The sequence below is a fragment of the Microbacterium sp. LMI13-1-1.1 genome, assembly GCF_040815625.1.
GTDB classification, from domain to species: domain Bacteria; phylum Actinomycetota; class Actinomycetes; order Actinomycetales; family Microbacteriaceae; genus Microbacterium; species Microbacterium forte.
On sequence record NZ_JBFPNL010000001.1, the window covers coordinates 1,263,918 to 1,286,036 of the forward strand.

Annotated in this window: 24 protein-coding genes; 3 read left to right on the plus strand and 21 right to left on the minus strand. The window is 68.4% G+C overall.

What is annotated here, in order from left to right:
• Positions 1–18: 18 nt before the first annotated feature.
• The 6 genes from MRBLMI13_RS06220 to MRBLMI13_RS06245 are packed head-to-tail and all read right to left on the minus strand — an operon-like array spanning position 19 to position 4,491.
• A complete protein-coding gene (locus tag MRBLMI13_RS06220) occupies positions 19–543 on the minus strand; it encodes a hypothetical protein (RefSeq protein ID WP_367819706.1) in 525 nt (174 codons plus the stop codon).
• Positions 540–1,799 (minus strand): DUF58 domain-containing protein, encoded by a 1,260-nt coding sequence (locus MRBLMI13_RS06225; protein WP_367819704.1) that lies wholly within the window; start codon positions 1,797–1,799, stop codon positions 540–542. Before MRBLMI13_RS06225 ends, MRBLMI13_RS06220 begins: the two co-directional genes overlap by 4 nt.
• Positions 1,796–2,761 carry an AAA family ATPase gene (locus MRBLMI13_RS06230; protein WP_367819702.1) on the minus strand — a complete coding sequence of 322 codons (966 nt, stop codon included), beginning with the start codon at positions 2,759–2,761 and terminating at the stop codon, positions 1,796–1,798. Before MRBLMI13_RS06230 ends, MRBLMI13_RS06225 begins: the two co-directional genes overlap by 4 nt.
• Before the next feature lies 1 nt (position 2,762).
• Entirely contained in the window at positions 2,763–3,299 is a 537-nt protein-coding gene (locus tag MRBLMI13_RS06235; RefSeq protein WP_367819700.1) for a hypothetical protein, read from the minus strand.
• Positions 3,296–4,027, minus strand: a complete 732-nt coding sequence (locus MRBLMI13_RS06240; protein WP_367819698.1) for a DUF4129 domain-containing protein — start codon at positions 4,025–4,027, stop codon at positions 3,296–3,298. Before MRBLMI13_RS06240 ends, MRBLMI13_RS06235 begins: the two co-directional genes overlap by 4 nt.
• A gap of 20 nt (positions 4,028–4,047) precedes the next feature.
• Positions 4,048–4,491 carry a MarR family winged helix-turn-helix transcriptional regulator gene (locus MRBLMI13_RS06245; RefSeq protein ID WP_042541605.1) on the minus strand — a complete coding sequence of 148 codons (444 nt, stop codon included), beginning with the start codon at positions 4,489–4,491 and terminating at the stop codon, positions 4,048–4,050.
• A 45-nt stretch (positions 4,492–4,536) separates the two neighbouring features.
• Here MRBLMI13_RS06245 and MRBLMI13_RS06250 point away from each other — a divergent pair, with 45 nt between their 5' ends.
• Positions 4,537–4,779, plus strand: coding sequence for a hypothetical protein (locus tag MRBLMI13_RS06250; RefSeq protein ID WP_042541606.1), 243 nt, complete (start codon positions 4,537–4,539; stop codon positions 4,777–4,779).
• Between the two features lie 9 nt (positions 4,780–4,788).
• On the opposite strand, the gene MRBLMI13_RS06255 is transcribed toward MRBLMI13_RS06250, so the two are convergent.
• Positions 4,789–5,121, minus strand: coding sequence for a TfoX/Sxy family protein (locus MRBLMI13_RS06255; protein WP_079113068.1), 333 nt, complete (start codon positions 5,119–5,121; stop codon positions 4,789–4,791).
• Positions 5,122–5,140: 19 nt separating this feature from the next.
• Positions 5,141–7,213, minus strand: coding sequence for an excinuclease ABC subunit UvrB (gene uvrB, locus MRBLMI13_RS06260; RefSeq protein ID WP_042541608.1), 2,073 nt, complete (start codon positions 7,211–7,213; stop codon positions 5,141–5,143).
• A gap of 64 nt (positions 7,214–7,277) precedes the next feature.
• On the opposite strand from uvrB, the gene MRBLMI13_RS06265 reads away from it, so the two are divergent.
• Entirely contained in the window at positions 7,278–7,898 is a 621-nt protein-coding gene (locus tag MRBLMI13_RS06265; RefSeq protein WP_367819694.1) for a DUF4126 domain-containing protein, read from the plus strand.
• On the opposite strand, the gene MRBLMI13_RS06270 is transcribed toward MRBLMI13_RS06265, so the two are convergent.
• The 11 genes from MRBLMI13_RS06270 to rpsA form a co-directional block, all read right to left on the minus strand.
• Positions 7,871–8,662 (minus strand): GNAT family N-acetyltransferase, encoded by a 792-nt coding sequence (locus MRBLMI13_RS06270; protein WP_367819692.1) that lies wholly within the window; start codon positions 8,660–8,662, stop codon positions 7,871–7,873. The two genes, MRBLMI13_RS06265 and MRBLMI13_RS06270, sit on opposite strands and share 28 nt — an antisense overlap.
• A gap of 60 nt (positions 8,663–8,722) precedes the next feature.
• Positions 8,723–9,721, minus strand: a complete 999-nt coding sequence (locus tag MRBLMI13_RS06275) for an MFS transporter (RefSeq protein ID WP_367819690.1) — start codon at positions 9,719–9,721, stop codon at positions 8,723–8,725.
• Positions 9,722–9,724: 3 nt separating this feature from the next.
• The gene (locus MRBLMI13_RS06280; RefSeq protein ID WP_367819688.1) at positions 9,725–9,934 is read right to left on the minus strand and encodes a hypothetical protein; all 210 of its coding nucleotides are present in this window, start codon (positions 9,932–9,934) and stop codon (positions 9,725–9,727) included.
• Entirely contained in the window at positions 9,931–10,530 is a 600-nt protein-coding gene (coaE, locus tag MRBLMI13_RS06285; protein WP_042541612.1) for a dephospho-CoA kinase, read from the minus strand. The genes MRBLMI13_RS06280 and coaE overlap by 4 nt, the downstream gene beginning before the upstream one ends.
• Positions 10,531–10,562: 32 nt before the next feature.
• Positions 10,563–11,147, minus strand: coding sequence for a CoA-binding protein (locus tag MRBLMI13_RS06290; protein WP_367819686.1), 585 nt, complete (start codon positions 11,145–11,147; stop codon positions 10,563–10,565).
• Positions 11,144–12,448: an O-acetylhomoserine aminocarboxypropyltransferase/cysteine synthase family protein gene (locus MRBLMI13_RS06295; RefSeq protein ID WP_309694319.1), complete on the minus strand. Its 1,305-nt coding sequence runs from the start codon at positions 12,446–12,448 to the stop codon at positions 11,144–11,146. Before MRBLMI13_RS06295 ends, MRBLMI13_RS06290 begins: the two co-directional genes overlap by 4 nt.
• The gene (gene acs, locus MRBLMI13_RS06300; RefSeq protein ID WP_367819684.1) at positions 12,448–14,445 is read right to left on the minus strand and encodes an acetate--CoA ligase; all 1,998 of its coding nucleotides are present in this window, start codon (positions 14,443–14,445) and stop codon (positions 12,448–12,450) included. The genes MRBLMI13_RS06295 and acs overlap by 1 nt, the downstream gene beginning before the upstream one ends.
• Positions 14,446–14,447: 2 nt before the next feature.
• Positions 14,448–15,302 (minus strand): ABC transporter permease, encoded by an 855-nt coding sequence (locus MRBLMI13_RS06305; RefSeq protein WP_052492997.1) that lies wholly within the window; start codon positions 15,300–15,302, stop codon positions 14,448–14,450.
• A complete protein-coding gene (locus tag MRBLMI13_RS06310) occupies positions 15,299–16,345 on the minus strand; it encodes an aliphatic sulfonate ABC transporter substrate-binding protein (protein ID WP_309689488.1) in 1,047 nt (348 codons plus the stop codon). Before MRBLMI13_RS06310 ends, MRBLMI13_RS06305 begins: the two co-directional genes overlap by 4 nt.
• On the minus strand, positions 16,342–17,193 hold the full coding sequence (locus MRBLMI13_RS06315) for an ABC transporter ATP-binding protein (protein ID WP_042541615.1): 852 nt from the start codon (positions 17,191–17,193) through the stop codon (positions 16,342–16,344). Before MRBLMI13_RS06315 ends, MRBLMI13_RS06310 begins: the two co-directional genes overlap by 4 nt.
• 133 nt (positions 17,194–17,326) lie before the next feature.
• Positions 17,327–18,781 carry a 30S ribosomal protein S1 gene (gene rpsA, locus MRBLMI13_RS06320; protein ID WP_056377208.1) on the minus strand — a complete coding sequence of 485 codons (1,455 nt, stop codon included), beginning with the start codon at positions 18,779–18,781 and terminating at the stop codon, positions 17,327–17,329.
• A gap of 204 nt (positions 18,782–18,985) precedes the next feature.
• Between rpsA and MRBLMI13_RS06325 the strand changes: the two genes are divergently transcribed.
• Positions 18,986–19,921 (plus strand): 5'-3' exonuclease, encoded by a 936-nt coding sequence (locus MRBLMI13_RS06325; protein ID WP_367819680.1) that lies wholly within the window; start codon positions 18,986–18,988, stop codon positions 19,919–19,921.
• 1 nt (position 19,922) lies between these two features.
• On the opposite strand, the gene MRBLMI13_RS06330 is transcribed toward MRBLMI13_RS06325, so the two are convergent.
• Positions 19,923–20,909 carry a PHP domain-containing protein gene (locus tag MRBLMI13_RS06330; RefSeq protein ID WP_367819678.1) on the minus strand — a complete coding sequence of 329 codons (987 nt, stop codon included), beginning with the start codon at positions 20,907–20,909 and terminating at the stop codon, positions 19,923–19,925.
• 8 nt (positions 20,910–20,917) lie between these two features.
• Positions 20,918–21,982 carry an anthranilate phosphoribosyltransferase gene (gene trpD, locus MRBLMI13_RS06335; protein ID WP_042538391.1) on the minus strand — a complete coding sequence of 355 codons (1,065 nt, stop codon included), beginning with the start codon at positions 21,980–21,982 and terminating at the stop codon, positions 20,918–20,920.
• Between the last annotated feature and the right edge of the window lie 137 nt (positions 21,983–22,119).

Sequence of the window (22,119 nt, forward strand, 5' to 3'; positions counted from 1 at the left end):
CACAGGGAAGGCATCGCCTCACGGTGCTCGGCGGTTCGCCCTCACGACCAGGGTCACCGCGAGCGCCACGACGGCTCCGGCTCCCGCGATGGCGGCCCACGGCACCGTCTGCGCCGATCCCTGCGCCGCGGCTCCGCCGACGACCATCACCGCGACGGTCACCGGCTGGGCGATCGCCTGGACGACGAGCAGCCGCAGTGCGCTGGGCCGGAGCGCGGCGATCACCACTCGGGAACCCGCGGGGATCACGAGCGAGAGCGACATCAGCACGTGGATGAGCTGCACGACGAGCACCGCGATCATCGCGCGCCCGAGATCGGGCTCCGAGATCAGCATCCCGATCACGAGGCAGCCGACCGATCCCCACGCCGCGAACGTCTGCGGGAGGGCGGCGGCGACGATCGCCAGCACGACAGCGGCCACCTGCCACCCGATCAGCGGGCACAGGGCGACGGCCCCGGCGGCGACGACGGCGACGAGCGCGCCCCGCACGACGAGCCAGGAGACGGCCGGCCCGGTCTGCAGCGAGTCGTTCCCCCTCATCGGCGCGCCCTCGCGATCGAGAGCAGCGCCGATGACGGATCATCGGCCCAGGTGACCACATCGACTCCGGCGCCGTGCAGATCGGCGAACACGTTCTCCCGCTCGGCGAGCACGGTGCGAAGGCCGATGAGCTGTGCCCGGGTGAGACGCGTGCGATCGAGCGGCGGAAGCACGTCGACGGCGACGACTCGATGACCGCTCACCCTCCACATCAGCGCCGTCTGTGCCGCCGCGCCCTCGAAGAACGTCGACAGCACGAAGATGACCGAGCCGTGCGGCACGGGAGGCGTGCGGCGGAAGGACGCATCCTCTCGTGCCTGACCTGTCGCGGCGATGGCCGCCACCACGCGCGCGAGGTGCCTCGATCCGCTGCCGCTGCGCAGCGACCGGCCCCCGTGCACGAGCACGTGCAGAGCGACGCGGTCGCCCGCGCCGATGGCCGAGTCGGCGATCGCGCGGGCGGCCTCCCGCGCGAGGTCGAGCGACGTCACGCCACTGCGTTCGAGATCGCCGCTCCCCCATGACGAAACGACCTCTCCGAGGTCTTCCGACGTGTCCATCGCGATCACGACGGAGGAGTCGCTCAGGGTGTTCGTCCGTCGAACCAGCAGATCCCCCGGCCTGCGTGCCATCCGCGCCGTGGCCCGCCAGTCCACGCGGCGGAGCTCGTCCCCCGGAGCGAAGGCGTGGATGTCCCTGAAGTCACCGCCCTGGCCCTGACGGCGCCCCTCGTGAGCACCGTGCGACCCGATCAGTCGTCGCGGCAACGGCAGCGCATCGATCGGTCGGCGGGGCGGTGCCACCTGGCGTCCGGCCGCGACGCGCCCCGCTGTCTTCGAGAGCGCCGCGCCCTCGAGAGAGAACCCTCTCGCCGCGGCTTGCACAGGAATCGCCGGCCCGGAATGCAGGACGGTGCTGCGGGCGGTGACGGATGATCCGCCCCCAGGCACGATCACTCGCCTGGTGCGGCGCTCCGACTGCACGATCACCATCTCGACGGCTTCCGCGTCGCTCTCGACGGCGATCGCGGTGAGCAGTTCTCCATCCTGTCCCGGCAGCGCATCGATCGTGACCTTCGCCTCGCCCCCGGCGGTGCCTCGTGCGATCGCGAACCCGCTCCAGAGGGCCAGAGGCAGGCCCATGGCCGCGACGTCCGGTCGGGACGACAGAAGGCCGACGACGGCGAGGATCACCGCGCCGCCGATCGCCACCGACAGCACCGGCCCACGACGCCCCGCGTCGGGATCATCCGTCATCCGAGCGCCCCGACAGTCGGCGGCACCGCCACCTGACCGACGACCGATCGAACCACATCGGACGCCGACGCACCCTGAGCCCATGCCTGCGGAGTGAGGGTGAGTCGATGGGCCAGAACAGGCACGGCGATGCGCTTGATGTCGTCCGGGCGCACGTAGTCGCGACCGTCCATCGCCGCCAGCGCTCGTCCGAGCAGCAGCAGACCGAGCGAACCTCGCGGCGAGGCCCCGACCTCGACGTTCGGCGCATTCCGCGTGGCGCGGGTGATCTCGACGCAGTAGCGGGTGATGTCCTGATCGACGTGGATGGCTTCGACCGCGTTCTGCAGGGCGACGAGCTGGTCGGCATCGATCACCGGGGCGACGTGGGTCGCCTCCTGTCGCCGGCTCACCCGGTTCTCCAGGATCCGAGCCTCGTTGTCCGCGTCCGGATAGCCCACGGACAGCCGCACCATGAATCTGTCGAGCTGCGCCTCGGGAAGCGCGTAGGTGCCCTCGTACTCGATCGGATTCGACGTCGCGATCACATGGAACGGCGCCGGCAGCGCGAAGCTGTTGCCCTCGACCGTCACCTGTCGCTCCGCCATCGCCTCGAGCATCGCCGACTGCGTCTTCGGGGTGGTTCTGTTGACCTCGTCGGCGAGCAGCAGACCGGTGAAGATCGGCCCGGGACGGAAGACGAAGTCGCCCGAGTCCGGTGCGTACACGTACGATCCGGTCACGTCGCCCGGGAGCATGTCGGGGGTGCACTGCAACCGACGGAACGACAGCCCCAGGGCCGACGCGAGACTGCGAGCGGCGAGGGTCTTTCCCAGCCCTGGCACGTCCTCGAACAGCACGTGACCACCCGCGAGAATCGTCGCGAGCGCGATCTCGACGGGGTCGTCCATGCCCACCACGACCGTCCTCACCGCGGCGAGGATCCTGGCTCCGGTGTCGGCGATCTCTGCGGGGCTCGTCATGTCATCTCCTTGATCGACGGAACAGCGAGGGCCGCGCCTGGCCGGTGGCCGGGGCGTGCGACGCGAGCGACGGCTCGCCGGGTGAGGAAGGGTTCAGTCGATCGACGGCATCCAGGGCCCGTTCGATGTCGACGATCGTCGGGGCGGGACCCGTCAGCTGTTCCCAGAGCCCGGGTCCGATCACCGCGGTGAGTCGTGCCCTGTCCTCCGGGTTGTCCGGGTCGATTCCCTGGCGCACCAGCCGATGACGGAGGATCGCGCTGACGCGTCGGGTGATCTGCTGTCCGGCGATACCGGTGTGAGTGTTCAGGGCCCACGCCATCCGAGAGATCTCGGTCGGCCGACGATGGCGTTCCGTGTCGATACGCGGGGCGTCGAAGCCGGGCTCGAGCGGCATCACGAGTTGTCCGAGCAGACCGACCGCGCAGATCAGCAGACTCCAGCCGATCACGAACGGCCAGGTGAAGCCGAAGCCGAGGAGGGCGAGAGCAGCGACGACCGCCGCACCGATCGCGAGAAGTGTTCTCCGCGCGCTCATCGCCACACCCCCTCGATGCGCCGCAGGGCCTGTCGCGCCGAGGCCCGATCATGTTCGTCGGCCACCCGCGTGCCGAAGCGGACGCTCTCATAGAGGCGCAGCAATGCCGCAGCGTCGTCGGCGGCGCCCGGCCGCAGAGTGATGATCCGCACCACGAACTCCCCCGGAGTCTCGCTCGCCGCACGCTTCACCCCCGCGTCCGCCGCGCTCTCTTCGAGACCGATCCACGCGGCGACGATGGCATCCGAGGCCGTGGCACGCTCATCGATCGTCGCCAGTGCGCCGGCGATCCCGCGTTGCAGCACCCCGACCGCGACGTCCGCTGTCTGGGTCGATGCGAGCTGATCGACCTCGGATGCGACGACGGCTGCGTCACGACGCCGGAGCGGGCGATCTCGCCATGCTCGAAGCAGGGCTCTGGCGGCGATCACGAGGAGCGCGACGATCCCGGCCGCGACCAGGACCATCAGGATCACCGTGAGAGTCTGCGCGAGCGCGGCGTTCGTGGGTTCGACCTCCACCGGCTCGGGGAGCCCGGTTCCACCCGGCGACACGGTGGGCAGCGGCTCTGCCGTCCCCTCGGGAATCGGCTCGGTGGGGCGGAACGTCGGCTGACCCTGGATCGCCGACGCGATCATCGCCGCGCCGAACAGAACGACGACGACGACGGGAAGGACCATCCGATCGACACTCCGGCGCGCAGGACGCGTCTGGTGTTCGATCGGCATGCCCACACCCTATGACGCGGTCACTCCTGGGCTGAACGGCGCCCCGCGAATGCCGACAAACCATCGCGCAGTGTCGCGATCTGCTGCAGGTCCATTCCCACAGCGGTCATCACCTGGCGCGGAACATCGAGGGCTCGGCCACGCAGAGCCCGACCGGCGTCCGTGAGCGTGATGTCGAGACGCCGCTCGTCCTCGACGCTGCGCTGCCTCGCCACCAGACCGTCTGCCTCCAGCCGCTTCACCAGCGGCGACGCCGTCGCAGGCTCGAGCGCGAGGTCGGCCGCGAGATCGTTCAGTGGGCGCGGAGCACGTTCCCAGAGCGCCAGCATCACAAGATACTGCGGATGCGTGAGCCCGAGGGGCTCCAGAATCGGCCTGTAGATCGCCACGACGTTGCGTGCTGCGGTCACCAGAGCGAAGCAGAGCTGGTTGTCGAGCTTGAGCAGGTCATCCGATGCGGTCACGGATTCGAATATACATTGACCCTAATAGTTAGTACACTAAGCAACATGGCCAGTTCTGATGATCGCCCTTCGCTCCGCACTCGGATCCGCGAAGCCGGAGGCCTGTATGCCTGGTTCAACTCGAATCTGATCCGCTTCGCCGGCCCGGCCTCGGTCGGCCCCTACGAGAAGACGCCCCCGCCGAGCCCGTCCGAACGTGCCGAACGCGCCTGTCCGCTGTGCGGCTCCCCGATGAGCGAGCATGAGATCGACCGGTCGGGCCCCAAGACGCTCGTCCACTGCCCCTGAGGCTCGCTCTCAGCCGTCTCGCTTCGCGTCTTCACGCGCGATGTCGAGCCAGGCCGCGAGGTCGTCGTCGTCGATGAGCGCGCTCGGCGATACGTCGAGCCAACCGGTGCCCATGGTCCGCGGACCCATGACCGCGGACGCGACCCCTGGCCGGGTGATCAGCGACGCGCCGTGCTCTTCGTCGACGCGCACGAGCAGCACCCCGCCGGTGCGCGCACCGACGAGGATGTGACCGTCGAGGAGGAACGCGCGCGTGCCGAACATCCGCTTCTCCTCGACGTTCCCGTCAAGGGTGAGAAGCGCTCTCACGCGATCGGCGAGCTCTTCTCCTGATGCGTCCATCCTGGTCGCTCCCGTATCGTCAGGCGTGGCCGGCCTTCTCCATGGCACGCAACTCCTTCTTCATGTCCTGCACCTCGTCACGCAGTCGTCCGGCGAGCTCGAACTTGAGCTCCGCGGCCGCCGCGAGCATCTGGTCGGAGAGGTCCTGGATCACGGCTTCGAGCTGCTGAGCGCCTTCAGCGGCGATCCCGGTGCGCCGGAGGTTGGGCGTCGGAGACTTGCCCTTGCCGGTCGCGCGACCGCGGCCGGACATCATCGCAGCGGTGTCGGCGCCTTCACGGGCGAGCACCTCGGTGATGTCGGCGATCCGCTTGCGCAGCGGCTGCGGGTCGATCCCGTGCTCCAGGTTGTAGGCGACCTGCTTCTCGCGACGTCGATCCGTCTCTTCGATCGCCTTGGCCATCGAGTCGGTGATCCTGTCGGCGTACATGTGCACTTCGCCCGAGACGTTGCGCGCCGCGCGGCCGATCGTCTGGATCAGCGACGTGCCCGATCGCAGGAAGCCCTCTTTGTCGGCGTCGAGGATCGCGACCAGCGACACCTCGGGCAGATCGAGTCCTTCACGCAGCAGGTTGATTCCCACCAGGACGTCGTAGACGCCCGCCCGCAGCTCGCTGAGCAGCTCGACCCGTCGCAGCGTGTCGACGTCGGAGTGGAGGTAGCGCACGCGCACGCCGTGCTCGCCGAGGAAGTCCGTCAGCTCTTCGGACATCTTCTTGGTGAGCGTCGTCACGAGCACACGCTCGTCACGCCCGACACGCTGCCTGATCTCCTCGAGAAGGTCGTCGATCTGGCCCTTCGACGGCTTCACGATGATGTGCGGGTCCACCAGACCCGTCGGGCGGATGATCTGCTCCACCACGCCGTCGGCGATGCCCATCTCGTACTTGCCGGGAGTGGCCGACAGATACACGGTCTGCCCGATCCTGTTCTTGAACTCGTCCCACCGCAGCGGCCTGTTGTCCATCGCGCTCGGGAGCCGGAAGCCATGGTCGACGAGCGTGCGCTTGCGGGATGCGTCTCCCTCGTACATCGCGCCGATCTGCGGCACCGTGACGTGCGACTCGTCGATCACGAGCATGAAGTCGTCGGGGAAGAAGTCGAGCAGCGTGTGCGGCGGCTCGCCGGGCTGACGCCCGTCCATGTGCCGGGAATAGTTCTCGATTCCCGAGCAGAAGCCGAGCTGCTGCAGCATCTCCAGGTCGAAGGTCGTGCGCATCCGCAGCCGCTGGGCCTCGAGCAGCTTCCCCTGACGCTCGAACTCCTTGAGCCGCTCCTCGAGCTCGTGCTCGATGGTGCCGATCGAGCGCTGGATCACGTCGGTTCCCGCCACGTAGTGCGAGGCGGGGAAGATCGGCACGGAATCGAGCTTCTCGATGACCTCTCCGGTGAGCGGATGCAACGAATAAAGTGCTTCGATCTCGTCACCGAACAGCTCGATGCGGATCGCATGCTCCTCGTACACCGGGATGATCTCGATGGTGTCGCCTCGCACCCGGAAGTTGCCCCGGGAGAAGTCGACGTCGTTGCGGTTGTACTGCATCGAGATGAACTGCCTGATCAGCGCGTCGCGGTCGTACCGCTCCCCCACCTGGAGGGCGACCATGGCGCGGAGGTACTCTTCTGGCGCACCGAGGCCGTAGATGCAGGAGACGGTGGAGACGACGATCACGTCGCGGCGGCTGAGCAGCGAGTTCGTGGTCGAGTGACGCAGACGCTCGACCTCGGAGTTGATCGAGGAGTCCTTCTCGATGAAGGTGTCGGTCTGAGGCACGTACGCCTCTGGCTGGTAGTAGTCGTAGTAGGAGACGAAGTACTCGACGGCGTTGTTCGGCATCAGCTCGCGGAACTCGTTGGCCAGCTGCGCGGCGAGCGTCTTGTTGTGCGCGAGGACGAGCGTCGGACGCTGCACCTGCTCTACCAGCCAGGCGGTCGTCGCCGACTTTCCGGTACCGGTGGCGCCGAGCAGCACGATGTCGGTCTCGCCGGCGTTGATACGCGATGCGAGTTCGGCGATCGCCTTCGGCTGGTCGCCGGCAGGCGCATATTCGCTGATGACCTCGAAGGGACGAACACTGCGCGTGGGTTGCATACCTCCAGCGTATGCCGGGCCACCGACATCGGGGCCACGAGCGGCCTCCGCCTAGAGTGGGGGCGTGATCGAGTTCATCATCGGCACCAGTCTCGCCGCGTCTGCGGGCCTCAATGCCTGGATGCCGCTGTTCCTGCTGGGCCTCGCCGATCGGCTGCTTCCCTCCGTGGTGCTGCCGGCCTCGTGGTCGTGGCTGTCGAGCGATCTCGCGCTCTGGATCCTCGGCGGGCTGCTGCTGTTGGAGGTCGTGGCCGACAAGATCCCTGCGCTCGACTCTCTGAACGACGTGATCCAGAGCATTCTGCGTCCGGCATCCGGTGGCATCGCCTTCGGCGCCGGCTCGGGCGCTCAGACGATCGCGGTCGACGACCCTGCCGCGTTCTTCACCGACAACGCCTGGGTGCCGGTGGTCTCCGGCATCGCGATCGCCCTGGTCGTGCACATCGCGAAGGCCACGGCGCGTGTCGCCGCCAACACCGTGACCGGCGGCCTTGCTGCTCCTGTCCTGAGCACGGCTGAGGACGGGGCATCGTTCATGCTCGCGATCACGGCGATCGTCATCCCCGTCGTGGCCGCCCTGCTGCTGGTGGGCCTCGTCATCGTCGTCGTCGTGGGCGCGCGCCGCCTGGCGCGCAGGCGTCGAGAGGGCGGTGCCGGTCAGTCAGCCGGCCGCGTCCACACGTAGGGCGTGGTGGTCGAGACCTTGACGAGTCCCGCGCGCTCGAGGATCGGCCGCGAGAACTCGGTGCAATCCGACTGCAGGTACCGCTTGCCGAGCGCGAGGGCGGATCGCGCGCGCTCCGCCGTCAGCGCTCTGTAGATCCCTCGACCCCGCCATTCGGGCAGCGTCGCTCCGCCCCACAGACCGGCGAAGCGGGTGCCGGCCACGGGCTCCAGGCGTCCAGCGCTGATCACCGCTCCATCAGCCACAGCCGTCCAGAGCTCCACGGTGTCATCTTCCCGGATGCGCTGCAGCGTCGTCTCGACGCGCACGCGCCACTGCGGATCGCCGAAGACCCTCCCCTGCATCTCCTCCATCGCGAACACCTCGGCCTCGGTGCGCGCCCGCCGGAGCTCCACCTCAGAGGGAAGGTCGACGGGCTGGGCGAGCGCCGCCGCCTCGCCGATCATCACCGACTCCTCGTCCTCAGGCACGAACCCACGGCTCTCCAGAGCCCGGCCGAGCCCAGGCGCACGATCATGCCCTCGCGTCTTCCACTCGATCGAATCGATGCCGCTGAGGGTCGTGAAGTGCGCGAGCGCGACGTCGATGAGCTCTTCGATTCCGCCGGAGTCGTGGTCATCGAGGTCCGAGTACGACACGAACCCGCGCCCGCCGGGGAAGACGGCGAGTCGCAGCGGTCCGTGCATCGCCACGCTGAGCGCGTGCGTCACCTCGGCGTCCGTGCGCAGCTCACGATCGTAGGCGGCGAGATAGGTCAGGCGCATGAGGCGATCCTCCCGGTCGACAGTGGCAGTGAGCGACGGCGATGAGGTGCCGCTTCGTGATCATACGCGGCCGGTCGACGCCTGCCGCAGGGCGCGTGCCGCCAGCGCCGCGGACACCGCGCACATCGCCACGATCACCGCCACGAACCACGCCCAGTCAGCCCTGCCGAACACGATCCCCAGCGCCCAGCCGAAGAGGCTCGACCCCGCGTAGTAGCCGAAATAGTAGAGCGACGATGCCTGCGCCTTGCTGTCGGAGGCGGCTGCGGCGGGAGCCCACCCCGAGGCGACGGCCTGCGCGCCGAAGAAGCCGGCGGTGAAGAGCAGCAGCCCGACGATCACCGCGAAGAGCACCTGGCTCAACATGGCGAGGGCGCCGACGGCCATCACGGCGATCGAGGCGAGCAGCACCGGATACCGGCCGAAGCGGGATGCGAGCGCACCTGCTGTCGGCGACGAGACGGTGCCTGCGAGATAGGCCAGGAACAGCAGCGTGACCACCCACCCCGGAAGGGCGAACGGCGCGTCGATCAGGTGGAACCCGAGGTAGTTGTACACCGCGACGAAGGCGCCCATGAGAAGAAAGCCCTGCATGTAGAGCGCGAGCTGCGTCGCGGAGCGCAGCGGCATCGCCAGGCGCGCAAGCATCCGCGGCGACGCGTCGTGTCGAAATCGACCGGGCACGAACCCCTGAGCCTTCGGAGTGAGCCAGAGGAACAGGACCGCTGCCACCGCGCACACACCGGCGACGGTCCAGATGCCCGCGCGCCATCCCCATGGCTCGCCGGCCAATCCCGACAGGACACGACCGAGCAGGCCGCCCACAGTCGTCCCGGCTATGTAGCTCCCCGCTGCAGCCGCGGCATCGCGTGCGCTCACCTCCTCGCTGAGATAGGCGAGCGCCACCGCGGGCACGGCGCCCAGCGCCACGCCCTCGAGCAGCCGCAGTGCCAGCAGCATCTCCATGCCGGTGCTGAAGGGCGCGAGAAACCCCAGCGCCGTCGCTGTGAGGATGCCGATCCCCATGGCGGGAACCCGCCCGATGCGGTCTGCGACCATCGATCACGGAACGACGGCCGCCGCCAGACCGAGCGTCGCAGCCGACACCGCGAGCGCCGCGGTGGCAGGCGTGATCCCCAGGTTCGACGAGAGTTGCGGAAGCACGGCCTGCGGCGAGTACAGCTGCGCGAACGTCGCTATGCCGGCGAAGAACAGCCCGACGATGAGACGCCGATAGGCGGGAGACCCGGGTGTGTGACCGGTGAAGGTCACGACGAGCGGATCCGCTCCCACAGGGCGTCGGTCTGTCGGATCGTCTCCTCCAGTGAACCTGAGGTCTCGATGACCTCGTCGGCGATCGCGAGCCGACGCTCGTCGGACACCTGCGCGTCGATCCGTTCCTGGGCCGCCTGCTCCGCCATGCCGCGCAGCTCGACGAGCCGCCGCCTGCGCTCGTCCGCCGGCGCATGGGCCACGACGATCAGATCCCACGGGTCATCGACCCGCGCCTCGACCAGGAGCGGGACGTCGTACACGACGACGGTCTCGGGACCGGCGGAGGCGGCCTCCTCGAATCGACGCTGCGACTCGGCACGCACCGCGGGGTGGACGATCGCGTTCAGCCGCGCCAGCTGCTCAGGATCGCCGAACACCTTGGCGCCCAGGGCAGCCCGGTCGAGTGCGCCGTCCGCGTCGATGACATCGGCGCCGAAGACGTCCTCGATCCGTGCCAGCACCGCAGAGCCTGGCGCCTGCACGTCGCGCACGATCTGATCGGCGTCGACGACGACCGCTCCGAGTTCTGCGAGTCGTCGCGCGATGGTCGACTTGCCCGAGGCGATGCCGCCGGTGAGAGCGATGAGAGGCATCTCGCCAGTCTAGGCTCGACCGCGAGCTCGGGTCATCGCGCCAGCAGCTGCCGACGCGAGCTGATGACCCCGGTGTCGAATCCGGCGAGGTGGAGCCCTCCATGGAACCGGGCATGCTCGATCTTGATGCACCGATCCATCACCACCGAGAGCCCCGCCCCCTCGGCGATCGCTGCGGCATCCTCGTTCCATGAACCCAGCTGCAGCCAGAGCGTGTGCGCGCCGGCCTCGATCGCCTCCTGGGCCACCCCCGGCAGGTCGTCGTGCCGGCGGAACACGTCGACGATGTCGGGCACCACAGGCAGGTCTGCAAGTGAGGCGTAGACCGGCTGTCCGAGGATCTCCGCCTCCCGCGGGTTGACGAGGTACACGTCATACGCGGTGCTGGAGAGCAGATAGGTCGCCACGAAGTACGACGCCCGCGCAGGGTTGTTCGATGCACCGACGATGGCGACGGATCTCGCGCGCCGGAGGATGCTGAAGCGCTCCTGCTGGCCGGGTCCGATCCAGGTGCGGTCGGGCTGCGCCGGCGAGGACCCGGGGAGCGCGCAGGATACGATGTCCTGCGCAGTCGGAAGCGCGCAGGCCTCGGCGCCCGTGGTCTCGATTCCGCTCATCGGGTCGCTCCTGTCGCTGTCGTGAGGGCCTGATCGAGATCCCAGATGATGTCTTCGGCGTCCTCGAGACCCACCGAGATGCGGATGAGGTCAGGGCGCACGCCCGCGGCGACGAGCTGCTGTTCCGTGAGCTGACGATGGGTGGTGGATGCCGGATGGATCACGAGCGTGCGCGCATCGCCGATGTTCGCGAGATGGGACGCGAGCTGGAGGTTCTCGATGAGGGTCTCCCCCGCGGCACGGCCGTCATCGGCCTTCACTCCGAAGGCGAACACCGACCCAGGGCCGAGCGGCAGGTACTTCGCAGCGCGCTCATGGTGCGGGTGATGAGCCAGGCCCGCCCAGGTCACGTACTCGACCCGGGGGTCCGAGTCGAGCCACTCGGCGACGACCCGCGCGTTCGCGAGGTGCGCGTCGATGCGCTGCGGCAGCGTCTCGACTCCCTGCAGGAGGTTGAACGCCGACTGCGGGCTGAGTGCCGGACCGATGTCACGAAGCTGCTCGGTGCGGAGCTTGGTGAGGAACCCGTACTCGCCGAAGTTGTCCCACCATTTGATGCCACCGTAGGACTCGACGGGCTCTGTCATCTGCGGGAACCGTCCGTTGCCCCAGTCGAAGGTGCCCTTCTCGATCACGACGCCGCCGAGTGTGGTGCCGTGGCCCCCGAGGAACTTCGTCACCGAGTGGATGACGATGTCGGCGCCGTGCTCGAGCGGCCGTGCGAGGTACGGAGTGGCGAGGGTCGCGTCGACGACGAGCGGCACACCGGCGGCATGCGCGACCTCCGCGAGGCCTTCGATGTCGGCGATCTCACCCGACGGGTTGCCGATCATCTCCACGTAGACCACCTTGGTCTCGGGGCGGATCGCGGCGGCGTAGTCGGCGGGGTCGGTGGATGCGACGAAGGTCGTCTGCACGCCGAACCGGCGCAGCGTCACGTCGAGCTGCGTCACCGTGCCTCCGTACAGCTGGGCGGAGGCCACCACGTGGTCACCGGCTCCGACGAGCGCGGCGAACGTGATGAACTCCGCGCTCATGCCGGATGCCGTCGCGACCGCGCCGATCCCGCCCTCGAGCGATGCCAGCCGTTCTTCGAGCGCAGCGACGGTGGGGTTGCCGATGCGCGAGTAGATGTTGCCGTACTTCTGCAGCGCGAAGAGGTTGCCGGCATCCGTCGCATCCTCGAAGACGAAGGAGGTCGTCTGGTAGATCGGCACGGCGCGGGCACCCGTCGCAGCATCGGGAGTGCCGCCGGCGTGGAGAGCCCTCGTGCGAAAGCCGAAGCGGTGTTCTTCCGTCATCATGTCCTCAGTTCAGCGGTCTCGAGCACGGCGGCGATGTCGTCGACGGCCCACGGGTTCTGGAGAGATGTCGTGTCCCCGAGCGGGGCGGGTGCTCGTCCGGCGCGGCGATCCTGCTCGGCTTCCCACAGCTGTGCGAGCAGCCGTCGCATGATCTTGCCGGAGCGTGTCTTGGGGAGGTCGGGGACCACGACGATGTGCTTCGGCTTGGCGACGGGGCCGATCGCCGTGGCGACCTGGCCGCGCAGCTGCGAGGTCGAGACCTCCGCGCGTCCTGATGCGGTGACGAACGCGACCACGGCCTGCCCGGTGACGGGATCGGAGACGCCTGCGGTACCGGCCTCCCCCACCGTGTCGTGGGCCACGAGCGCGGATTCGATCTCGATCGTCGAGAGCCTGTGGCCGGACACGTTCACGACGTCGTCGAGGCGGCCGAGGATCCAGATGTAGCCGTCGGCATCGCGCGTCGCCCCGTCACCGGCGACATAGTATCCGCCGTGCTCGCCGTGTCCGGCATACGCCGACCAGTACGCATCGCGGTAGCGCTGCGGATCGCCCCACACGGTCCGCGCCATTCCCGGCCACGGGCGCCGCACCACGAGCGTTCCGGATCTTCCGGGCGCGACCTCATCGCCGTTCGCGTCGACGACGGTCGCGTCGATCCCGGGCAGCGGCACGGATGCAGAGCCGGGCTTGAGCGTCGTCACTCCCGGAAGAGGCGCGATCATCGCTGCTCCGGTCTCGGACTGCCACCAGGTGTCGACCACCGGGAGCTCATCGCGCCCGAAGTTGCGGCGGAACCAGATCCAGGCTTCGGGGTTGATCGCTTCCCCGACCGTTCCGAGCAGACGCAGCGTCGAGAGGTCGTGCCCCTGCGGCAGCTCTGCGCCGAACCACGTCATGAAGGTGCGGATGAGCGTGGGTGCGGTGTAGTAGACGGTCACGCCGTAGCGCTCGATGATCTCGAGATGGCGTTCGCGGTTCGGCGCGTCCGGCGTCCCCTCGTAGATGACCTGCGTCAGCCCGTTCGAGAGCGGGGCGTAGATCTCGTATGTGTGGGCCGTCACCCACGCGAGATCCGCCGTGCACCAGTGCACGTCGTCGGGTTTCGCGTCGAAGTGCGCCCAGTGCGCCCAACTCGCGTGCGTGAGGTACCCGCCCGAGGTGTGGACGAGCCCCTTCGGCTTCCCCGTGGTGCCTGACGTGTAGATGATGAAGAGCGGATGCTCGGCATCGAATGCGTCGGGCTCATGCCGTGAGGAGGCGGTGTCGACGACGTCGTGCCACCACACGTCGCGCCCTTCCGTCCACGGGACGTCCTGTCCGGTACGCCGGAGCACGAGGACGTGCTCGAGATCGGGAAGATCCGCGGCAGCGGTGTCGGCCGTCGACTTGACCTCGGTGGCGGTGCCCCGGCGGAACTGGCCGTCGCTCGTCACGAGCAGCTTTGCGCCGGTGTCCGCGAGCCGGAACCGCACCGCCTCGGCGGAGAACCCGCCGAACACCAGTGAGTGCACGGCTCCGACGCGCGCGCAGGCGAGGGTGATCACGACCGTCTCGATCAGCACCGGGAGGTAGATGACGACGCGGTCGCCCGGTCGGATGCCGAGTGCGATGAGCGCGTTGGCCGCACGCGAGACCCTGTCCTGGAGGTCGGAGTACGTCACGGCGATGCGGTCGCCCGGCTCGCCCTCGAAGTGCAGCGCGACCTTGTCGCCGCGCCCGGCCTCGACGTGGCGGTCGACGCAGTTGTACGCGACGTTGAGCTGTCCGCCGACGAACCATCGTGCGGCGGGAACCGCATCCCCCACGGGCGGATCCCATTCGTGAGCCGTGTGCCAGGGCTCGGCCCAGTCGAGCCGCTCGGCCGCCTGCTCCCAGAACAGTGTCGGGTCGGACGCCGCCCGCGCGTACGCCTCAGCAGTCACGTTCGCAGTCGCAGCGAACCCGGCAGGCGCCGAGTAGGTGCGGGTCTCATGCAGACGAGCTTCCGTCACGGTCACACCCACCGTCTGAGCAGATACTTCTCGACCAGCACGAGAAGAGCGTTCGTGATCGTGCCGAGAAGCGCGAGCAGGACGATCGACAGGATGATCCTGTCGACGCGTCCGCTGTTCTGCGAGTCCGTGAGCAGGAACCCGAGCCCCATCGACGAGGCGATCAGCTCGGCGGCGACGAGGAACAGCCAGGCCTGCGCGAGAGCGAGTCGGAGACCTGCGACGACCGACGGCACGACAGCGGGCAGCTGCACGGTGCGGAACAGCGACCATCCGCGGAGGCTGAACGAGCGCCCGGCCTCGACCAGGAGTGGATCGACATGGCGGAGCGCCGACGCGACCGTGGTGTAGACGGGGAAGAAGGCGCCGATCGCGATCAGCGTCACCTTCGACTCCTCACCGATCTGCATCCAGAGGATGAGCAGCGGCACCCAGGCCAGGGACGGGACCGCACGGACTGCCGAGAGCGTCGGGCTGAGCAGCACGTCGCCTATCCTCGAGAGCCCGACGATCCCCGCGATCGCGAGTCCGATCACTGATCCGATCGCGAAGCCGAGCAGCACGCGCTGCACCGAGATCGCGATGTGCGTCCACAGCAGCCCCCGCTCGGCCAGCTCGACACCGGCAGCGAAGACGGATTCCGGAGACGGCAGCAGGTAGGGCGCGACGACTCCGGTGGTCGTCACGACCTGCCACGCGATGAGGATGAGGACAGGCAGCAGGAACCCGCCGGCGATCCGCACCGCCGGACGGTCCCACGCATGCCGCGCGCCCACCTCGGGCCGCCGACGGACACCTCGAGCGGCGTCGAGCGCCTCACGCGCGTCGGCGGGGACCACCACCGTCTGGTCGGTCACTCGCCTCCGACCGCCTTCTCTGCGAAGGTGGCGTTCACGATCGAGTCCAGCGCCTTGTCGACCGAGTCCTCGCCGCCCTGGACATCACCGGAGTCGACGAGCACGGGAGCGATCTTCTCGAGCACCGCGACCTGGTCGTCTCCTGGGATGCCGCTCACATCGAGGTTCGAGCGCTCGGTGATGACGGTCTTCGCGACCTCGATGTCGATGCCCGCGACCTCGGCCAGCAGCGCGGCCGTCTCGTCGGGATTCTCGAGCGCCCACTCGCGCGCCTGCTCGTACGCGTCGACGACGGCCTGGGCGAGGTCGGCGTGGTTCTCGATGAAGTCCTCGGTGGCGTTCAGGAATCCGTAGGTGTTGAAGTCGACGTTGCGATAGATGAGCTGGTCTCCCGACTCCACCTCGGCTGCGGCCATGATCGGGTCGAGTCCGGCCCAAGCATCGACCGAACCGCCGTCGAGCGCTGCACGTCCGTCGGCGTGCTGGAGGTTCTGCACCTCGACGTCGTCGACCGAGAGTCCTGCTTCCTCGAGCGACTGCAGCAGGAAGAAGTAGGGGTCCGTGCCCTTCGTCGCAGCGACCGACTTGCCCGCGAGATCCTCGACCGAGGTGATGTCGCTGTCGGGTCCGACGACGATCGCCGACCACTCCGGCTGCGAGAAGATGTCGATGACCTGAATGGGCGATCCGTTCGCACGGGCGAGGAGCGCGGCGGAACCCGCGGTCGATCCCACATCGATCGAGCCGGAGCGCAGCAGCTCGTTGGCCTTGTTGGAGCCGGCGGACTGCACCCACTCGACGTCGACGTCGTCACCCAGGATCTCCTCGAGGATGCCCTGGTCGCGGATCACGAGGCTCAGGGGGTTGTAGGTGGCGAAGTCGATCGACAGGGTGTCGGAAGACCAGTCGCCGGCCGCGGCGGCGTCATCCTTCGACGCGTCGGAGGCCGTGGCGTTCTCACCGGCGACGCACCCGGTGGCGACGAGCATCATCGTCCCGGCGACAGCGATCGCAGGGATGATTCGGCGGGTGATGGTGCTCATCGGGTCTCCTCGGTGGCAGTGCGGTGGTGGGTGTCGACGCCGAGTCCTTCGAGGAGCTCGGCGCGGAGGTCCGCGAGACCGCGATCGGCGCGGTCGCGGGGGCGGATGCCCGGCACGGTGATCGTGCGCACGATCGAGCGCGCATCCGTGCCGGCGTCGGCGTCGAGTGTGCGCAGCAGCAGCACGCGGTCAGCCAAGTAGAGGGCCTCTTCGACATCGTGCGTGACGAGGAGGACGGTGGTGGGTTCTGCCGCGTGGATCTTCAGCAGCAGATCGTGCATCCGCAGGCGGGTGAGGGCGTCGAGCGCGCCGAACGGCTCATCCAGCAGCAGCACTCCGGGGTTCCGAGCGAGGGCGCGTGCGAGCGAGGCACGCTGCGCCATACCGCCTGACACTTCGCGCGGGCGCTGATCAGCTGCCTGTTCGAGGCCGACCAGTTCGAGCAGCTCGCGCACGCGTTCGCGGCCGTCTCGGCGTGCTGTGCCCCGCGGAAGGCCGAGCTCGACGTTCTGCGAGATCGTCCTCCAGGGCAGAAGCCGTGGCTCCTGGAAAGCGACAGCGGTGCGCTCATCGACGTCCGCGACACCCGAGTCATCGAGCAGGATGCTGCCGCTGGAGGGCGCGTCCAGTCCGCCGATGAGGCGCAGGAGAGTCGATTTGCCGCATCCCGAGGGTCCGACGACGGCGATGATCTCGCCGGCCGCCACCTCGATGTCCACTCCGCGGAGAACATCGCGGCGTCCTCGCCCGAGCGGAAAGCTCCGCCCGACCTCTCGCAACCGCACGGGCTGCGCCGTGCGGTCGTCGACCGACGCGTCGACGCGCGGGTGTGCGAGCAGGGATGTCATATCCCCATGCTGGCGGGGCCCGCGCAATGTTACGAATGCCGCCGTAATGTTCGGTCACGTAGCCGCCACAGGCGACGACGACGCAGAACGGGCCGCCATCCCGAAGGATGACGGCCCGTTCAGAGCGTGATGCTTAAGCGTTGCCGCCCGAGAGCTTCTCGCGCAGAGCGGCGAGAGCCTCGTCGTCCGCGAGCGTGCCCGCGCCTGCGACCTCGCTCGAGAAGACCTGGCCACCGAAGTCGTCGCCAGCGGCCGCCTCGGCCTCGGCTGCCTTGGCAACCTGAGCCTTGTGGGCCTCCCAGCGAGCCTGGGCTGCAGCGTACTCCTGCTCCCATGCCTCGCGCTGGGTGTCGAAGCCTTCCTTCCACGCACCGGTCTCGGGGTCGAAGCCCTCCGGGTACTTGTACTCGCCGGCCTCGTCGTACTCGGCGAGCATGCCGTAGAGCGCCGGGTCGAACTCGGTGCCGTTGACGTCGACGGCCTCGTTCGCCTGCTTCAGCGAGAGCGAGATGCGGCGACGCTCGAGGTCGATGTCGATGACCTTGACGAAGACCTCTTCGCCGACCGACACGACCTGCTCGGCCAGCTCGACGTGCTTGCTGGAGAGCTCGGAGATGTGGACGAGGCCCTCGATGCCGTCTGCGACGCGAACGAACGCACCGAACGGAACGAGCTTGGTGACCTTACCCGGCGTGACCTGACCGATCGCGTGGGTGCGGGCGAAGACCTGCCACGGGTCCTCCTGCGTCGCCTTCAGCGACAGGGAGACGCGCTCGCGGTCGAGGTCGACCTCGAGGATCTCGACGGTGACCTCCTGGCCGACCTCGACGACCTCGGAGGCGTGCTCGATGTGCTTCCAGGACAGCTCGGAGACGTGCACGAGGCCGTCCACGCCGCCCAGGTCGACGAACGCACCGAAGTTGACGATCGACGACACGACACCCTTGCGGACCTGACCCTTGTGGAGGTTGTTCAGGAACGTGGTGCGCGACTCCGACTGCGTCTGCTCGAGCAGCGCACGGCGGCTGAGCACGACGTTGTTGCGGTTCTTGTCGAGCTCGAGGATCTTGGCCTCGATCTCCTGGCCGAGGTACGGCGTGAGGTCGCGGACGCGGCGCAGCTCGATGAGCGAGGCCGGCAGGAAGCCACGGAGACCGATGTCGACGATGAGTCCACCCTTGACGACCTCGATGACCGTTCCGGTGACGACGCCGTCGTTCTCCTTGATCTTCTCGACGTCTCCCCAGGCGCGCTCGTACTGCGCACGCTTCTTGGAGAGGATCAGACGGCCTTCCTTGTCCTCCTTCTGGAGAACCAGGGCCTCGACCTCGTCGCCGACCTTGACGACCTCGTTGGGGTCGACGTCGTGCTTGATCGAGAGCTCGCGCGAGGGGATGACACCCTCGGTCTTGTATCCGACGTCGAGGAGGACCTCATCGCGGTCGATCTTGACGATCGTTCCCTCGATGATGTCGCCGTCGTTGAAGAACTTCAGGGTCTTCTCGACCGCGGCCAGGAAGTCTTCAGCAGATCCGATGTCATTGATCGCGACCTGCTTGGTGGCCGGGGCGGTCGTTGCGGTAGTCATGTAGTGGGTTGTCCTTGTGAATGGAGACTCGGGCTGAGCGCTCCGGCCGCGCACGGCCGATGATGAGCTCTGCAGCGATTGATTTGGTTTTCGACACCAGGGCATGCATAGACATGCCACGAGTGACAATCAAGGCTATCAGATCACGGGGCGATATGACGGACTCGATGGCATCCTCGCTCGGCGCGCTGACAGACTGTCTCCATGCCCCGCGCCGACAAGCTTCTTCTGCTCGACACCGCAAGCCTCTACTTCCGCGCCTTCTACGGAGTGCCCGACAAGGTCACGGCCCCCGACGGGTCTCCCATCAACGCCGCGCGAGGGCTGCTCGACATCATCGCGAAGCTGGTCACCCTGTACGAGCCGACCCACGTGGTCGCATGCTGGGACGACGACTGGCGGCCCCAGTGGCGCGTCGACCTGATCCCCAGCTACAAGGAGCATCGAGTCGTCGAGGTCGTCACCGCCGGTCCCGACGTCGAAGAGGTCCCGGATCCCCTCGAGGCGCAGATCCCTCTGATCCGTCAGACGCTCGGAGCGCTCGGCATCCCGATCATCGGTGTCGCCGAGCACGAGGCCGATGACGTCATCGGCACCCTCGCGACGCACGCGACCATGCCTGTCGACATCGTCACAGGCGATCGGGATCTGTTCCAGCTCGTCGACGACTCGAGGAACATCCGCGTCATCTACACGGCTCGGGGCATGAGCAACCTCGAGATCGTCACGGATGCCGTCGTGGTGGCGAAGTACGGCGTGCTGCCCAGCCAGTACGCCGACTTCGCGACGATGCGCGGCGACGCCTCCGACGGACTGCCCGGCGTCGCAGGCGTCGGAGAGAAGACCGCAGCCACTCTCCTCCAGGCCCATGGCGATCTGGTGGGCATCCGAGAGGCGGCCGCAGCCGGCGAGGGCATGAGCGCCGGCGTCCGCGCGAAGATCCTCGCCGCGGCGGACTACCTCGATGTCGCCCCGACCGTGGTAGCCGTGGCGCCCGACCTCGACATCGCGGTGCCGAGCGACGCACTCCGTCCGCTCGACCCGTCCGAGGTCGATGCTGCGACCGCGCTCGCGGAGAAGTGGAACCTCGGAGGCTCGATGACCCGCGCCGTGGCCGCGATCGCGACGATCGAGGGCTGACTCAGCTCGCCCAGGCGAGCAGCCGGTCGAGTCCCCAGGTGGTGACGATCCTCGATGCGGGGACGCCGGCTCGCTCCGCCCGTTCCGCACCGTGATCGAGCAGCGAGAGCTGACCCGGTGCGTGCGCGTCCGAATCGATCGAGAACAGGCAGCCCGCCTGCAACGCGATCGCGATCAGCTCGTCGGGCGGATCCTGACGTTCGGGCCGGGAGTTGATCTCGACAGCCACTCCGTTCTCCGCGCACGCCGCGAAGACCGCTGCTGCATCGAACTGCGATTCAGGGCGAGTGCCGCGTTCGCCCTGCACGAGGCGGCCCGTGCAATGGCCGAGGACGTTGACCCGCGGGTGCGAGACAGCCGCGATCATGCGAGCCGTCATCGGCCTCGCGTGCATGCGCAGTTTGGAATGCACGGACGCGACGACGATGTCGAGCTCGCCCAGCAGCGCGTCGTCCTGGTCGAGGGCGCCGTCTTCGAGGATGTCGACCTCGATGCCGGCGAGGAGCGTGAATCCGTCCCCCGTCTCGGCACGCACCAGCGGGATCTGCTCGCGCAGCCGTTCGGGTGAGAGCCCTCGGGCGACCCTGAGGCGCGGTGAGTGGTCGGTGATCGCCTGGTACTCGTGTCCGAGCGCTCGCGCAGCCGCCGCCATGACGGGGATGGGCGTCGTCCCGTCCGACCAATCCGTATGCGCGTGCAGATCGCCCCGCAGCTTCGCTCTCAGCTCCGAGACCCGCTCCGGCTCGACATCGCCGCGCAGCTCGACGAGATAGCCGGGCACTTCTCCGCTCTGTGCCTGCCGGATGACCGCGAACGTCGACTCGCCGATCCCCTTCGCCGCGCGCAGCCTCGTAGGATCTGCGCGCACGTCCTCCGGCAGCTGCTGCAAGGTCGCCGCGGCCTGGCGGAACGCCTTCGCCCGATATCGAGATGCCCGTTCGCGCTCGAGCAGCGAGGCGATCTCGAGCAGAGCGGCGACGGGATCCATCGTGGTGTCTACGCCGACGCGAGCTCGCGGCTCACGCCGATCCACTCATCGAGCTTGGCGATCGCGCGGCCGTCGTCGACCGCGGCAGCCGCTCGCTCGTATCCCTCGCGCAGACGCTCGAGGATAGGGCGCTGCACCTGCGTCGCATCCTGCGAGAGCTCGAACGCGACGATCCCCGCAGCGGCGTTGAGCAGGACGATGTCTCGCACGGCTCCCGTCTCGCCGTCGAGCGTCCTGCGCAGCACGGCGGCGTTGTGATCGGGGGTTCCGCCGATCAGATCCGCGAGGTCCGCGATCGGGATGCCGAGGTCGCGCGGGTCGAGGTCGTGCTCGTGGATGTCACCGCGCGTGACCTCCCAGATGCGACTGTGCCCCGTGGTGGTCAACTCGTCGAGCCCGTCGTCTCCGCGGAACACCAGCGCCGTCGCGCCTCGCGTGCGGAACACACCCGTGATGAGGGGGACACGCTCGAGCTGAGCCACGCCGACGGCGTTCGCCTCCGCGCGAGCCGGGTTGCACAGCGGGCCGAGCATGTTGAAGACCGTGGGGACGCCGAGTTCGGCCCGGACAGCCCCTGCGTGCTTGAACCCCGGGTGGAAGGCACCGGCCCACGCGAACGTGATGCCTGTGCGGTCGAGGATCGACGAGACGGCTGCGGGATCGAGGGTGAGTTCCAGCCCGAGTGCGCTCAGCACGTCGGACGACCCCGAGGCCGAGCTGGCAGCACGGTTCCCGTGCTTGACGACCGGGATGCCGGTGGCGCCGATGATGACCGCGGCGGTCGTCGAGACGTTGACCGTGCCGACACGGTCGCCGCCGGTGCCGACGATGTCGAGGACGTCGGGCGACACGGGCAGCGGGACCGCCGCCTCGAGGATGGCGTCGCGGAAGCCGACGATCTCGTCGATCGTCTCCCCCTTGGCCCGGAGAGCGACGAGGAAGCCGGCGAGCTGAGCCTGAGTGACGTCGCCGCGCATGATCTGGCGCATGGCCCAGGTGGACTCCCAGACGCTGAGATCACGACGCTCCAGAAGAGTGGTGAGCACGTCGGACCAGGTCAGGGAATCAGCCATGTGTGCGATCCTATCGGCGCCGGGAAAACGTGCAGACTCTTCCGAACCACGACTCGAAGTTCGACCATCCCTCGTTTCCCGCGTATTCACCGAGGATTCGCAGCGTTTTCTTAGGGTTGCCTAAGTCGCCTGAGGGT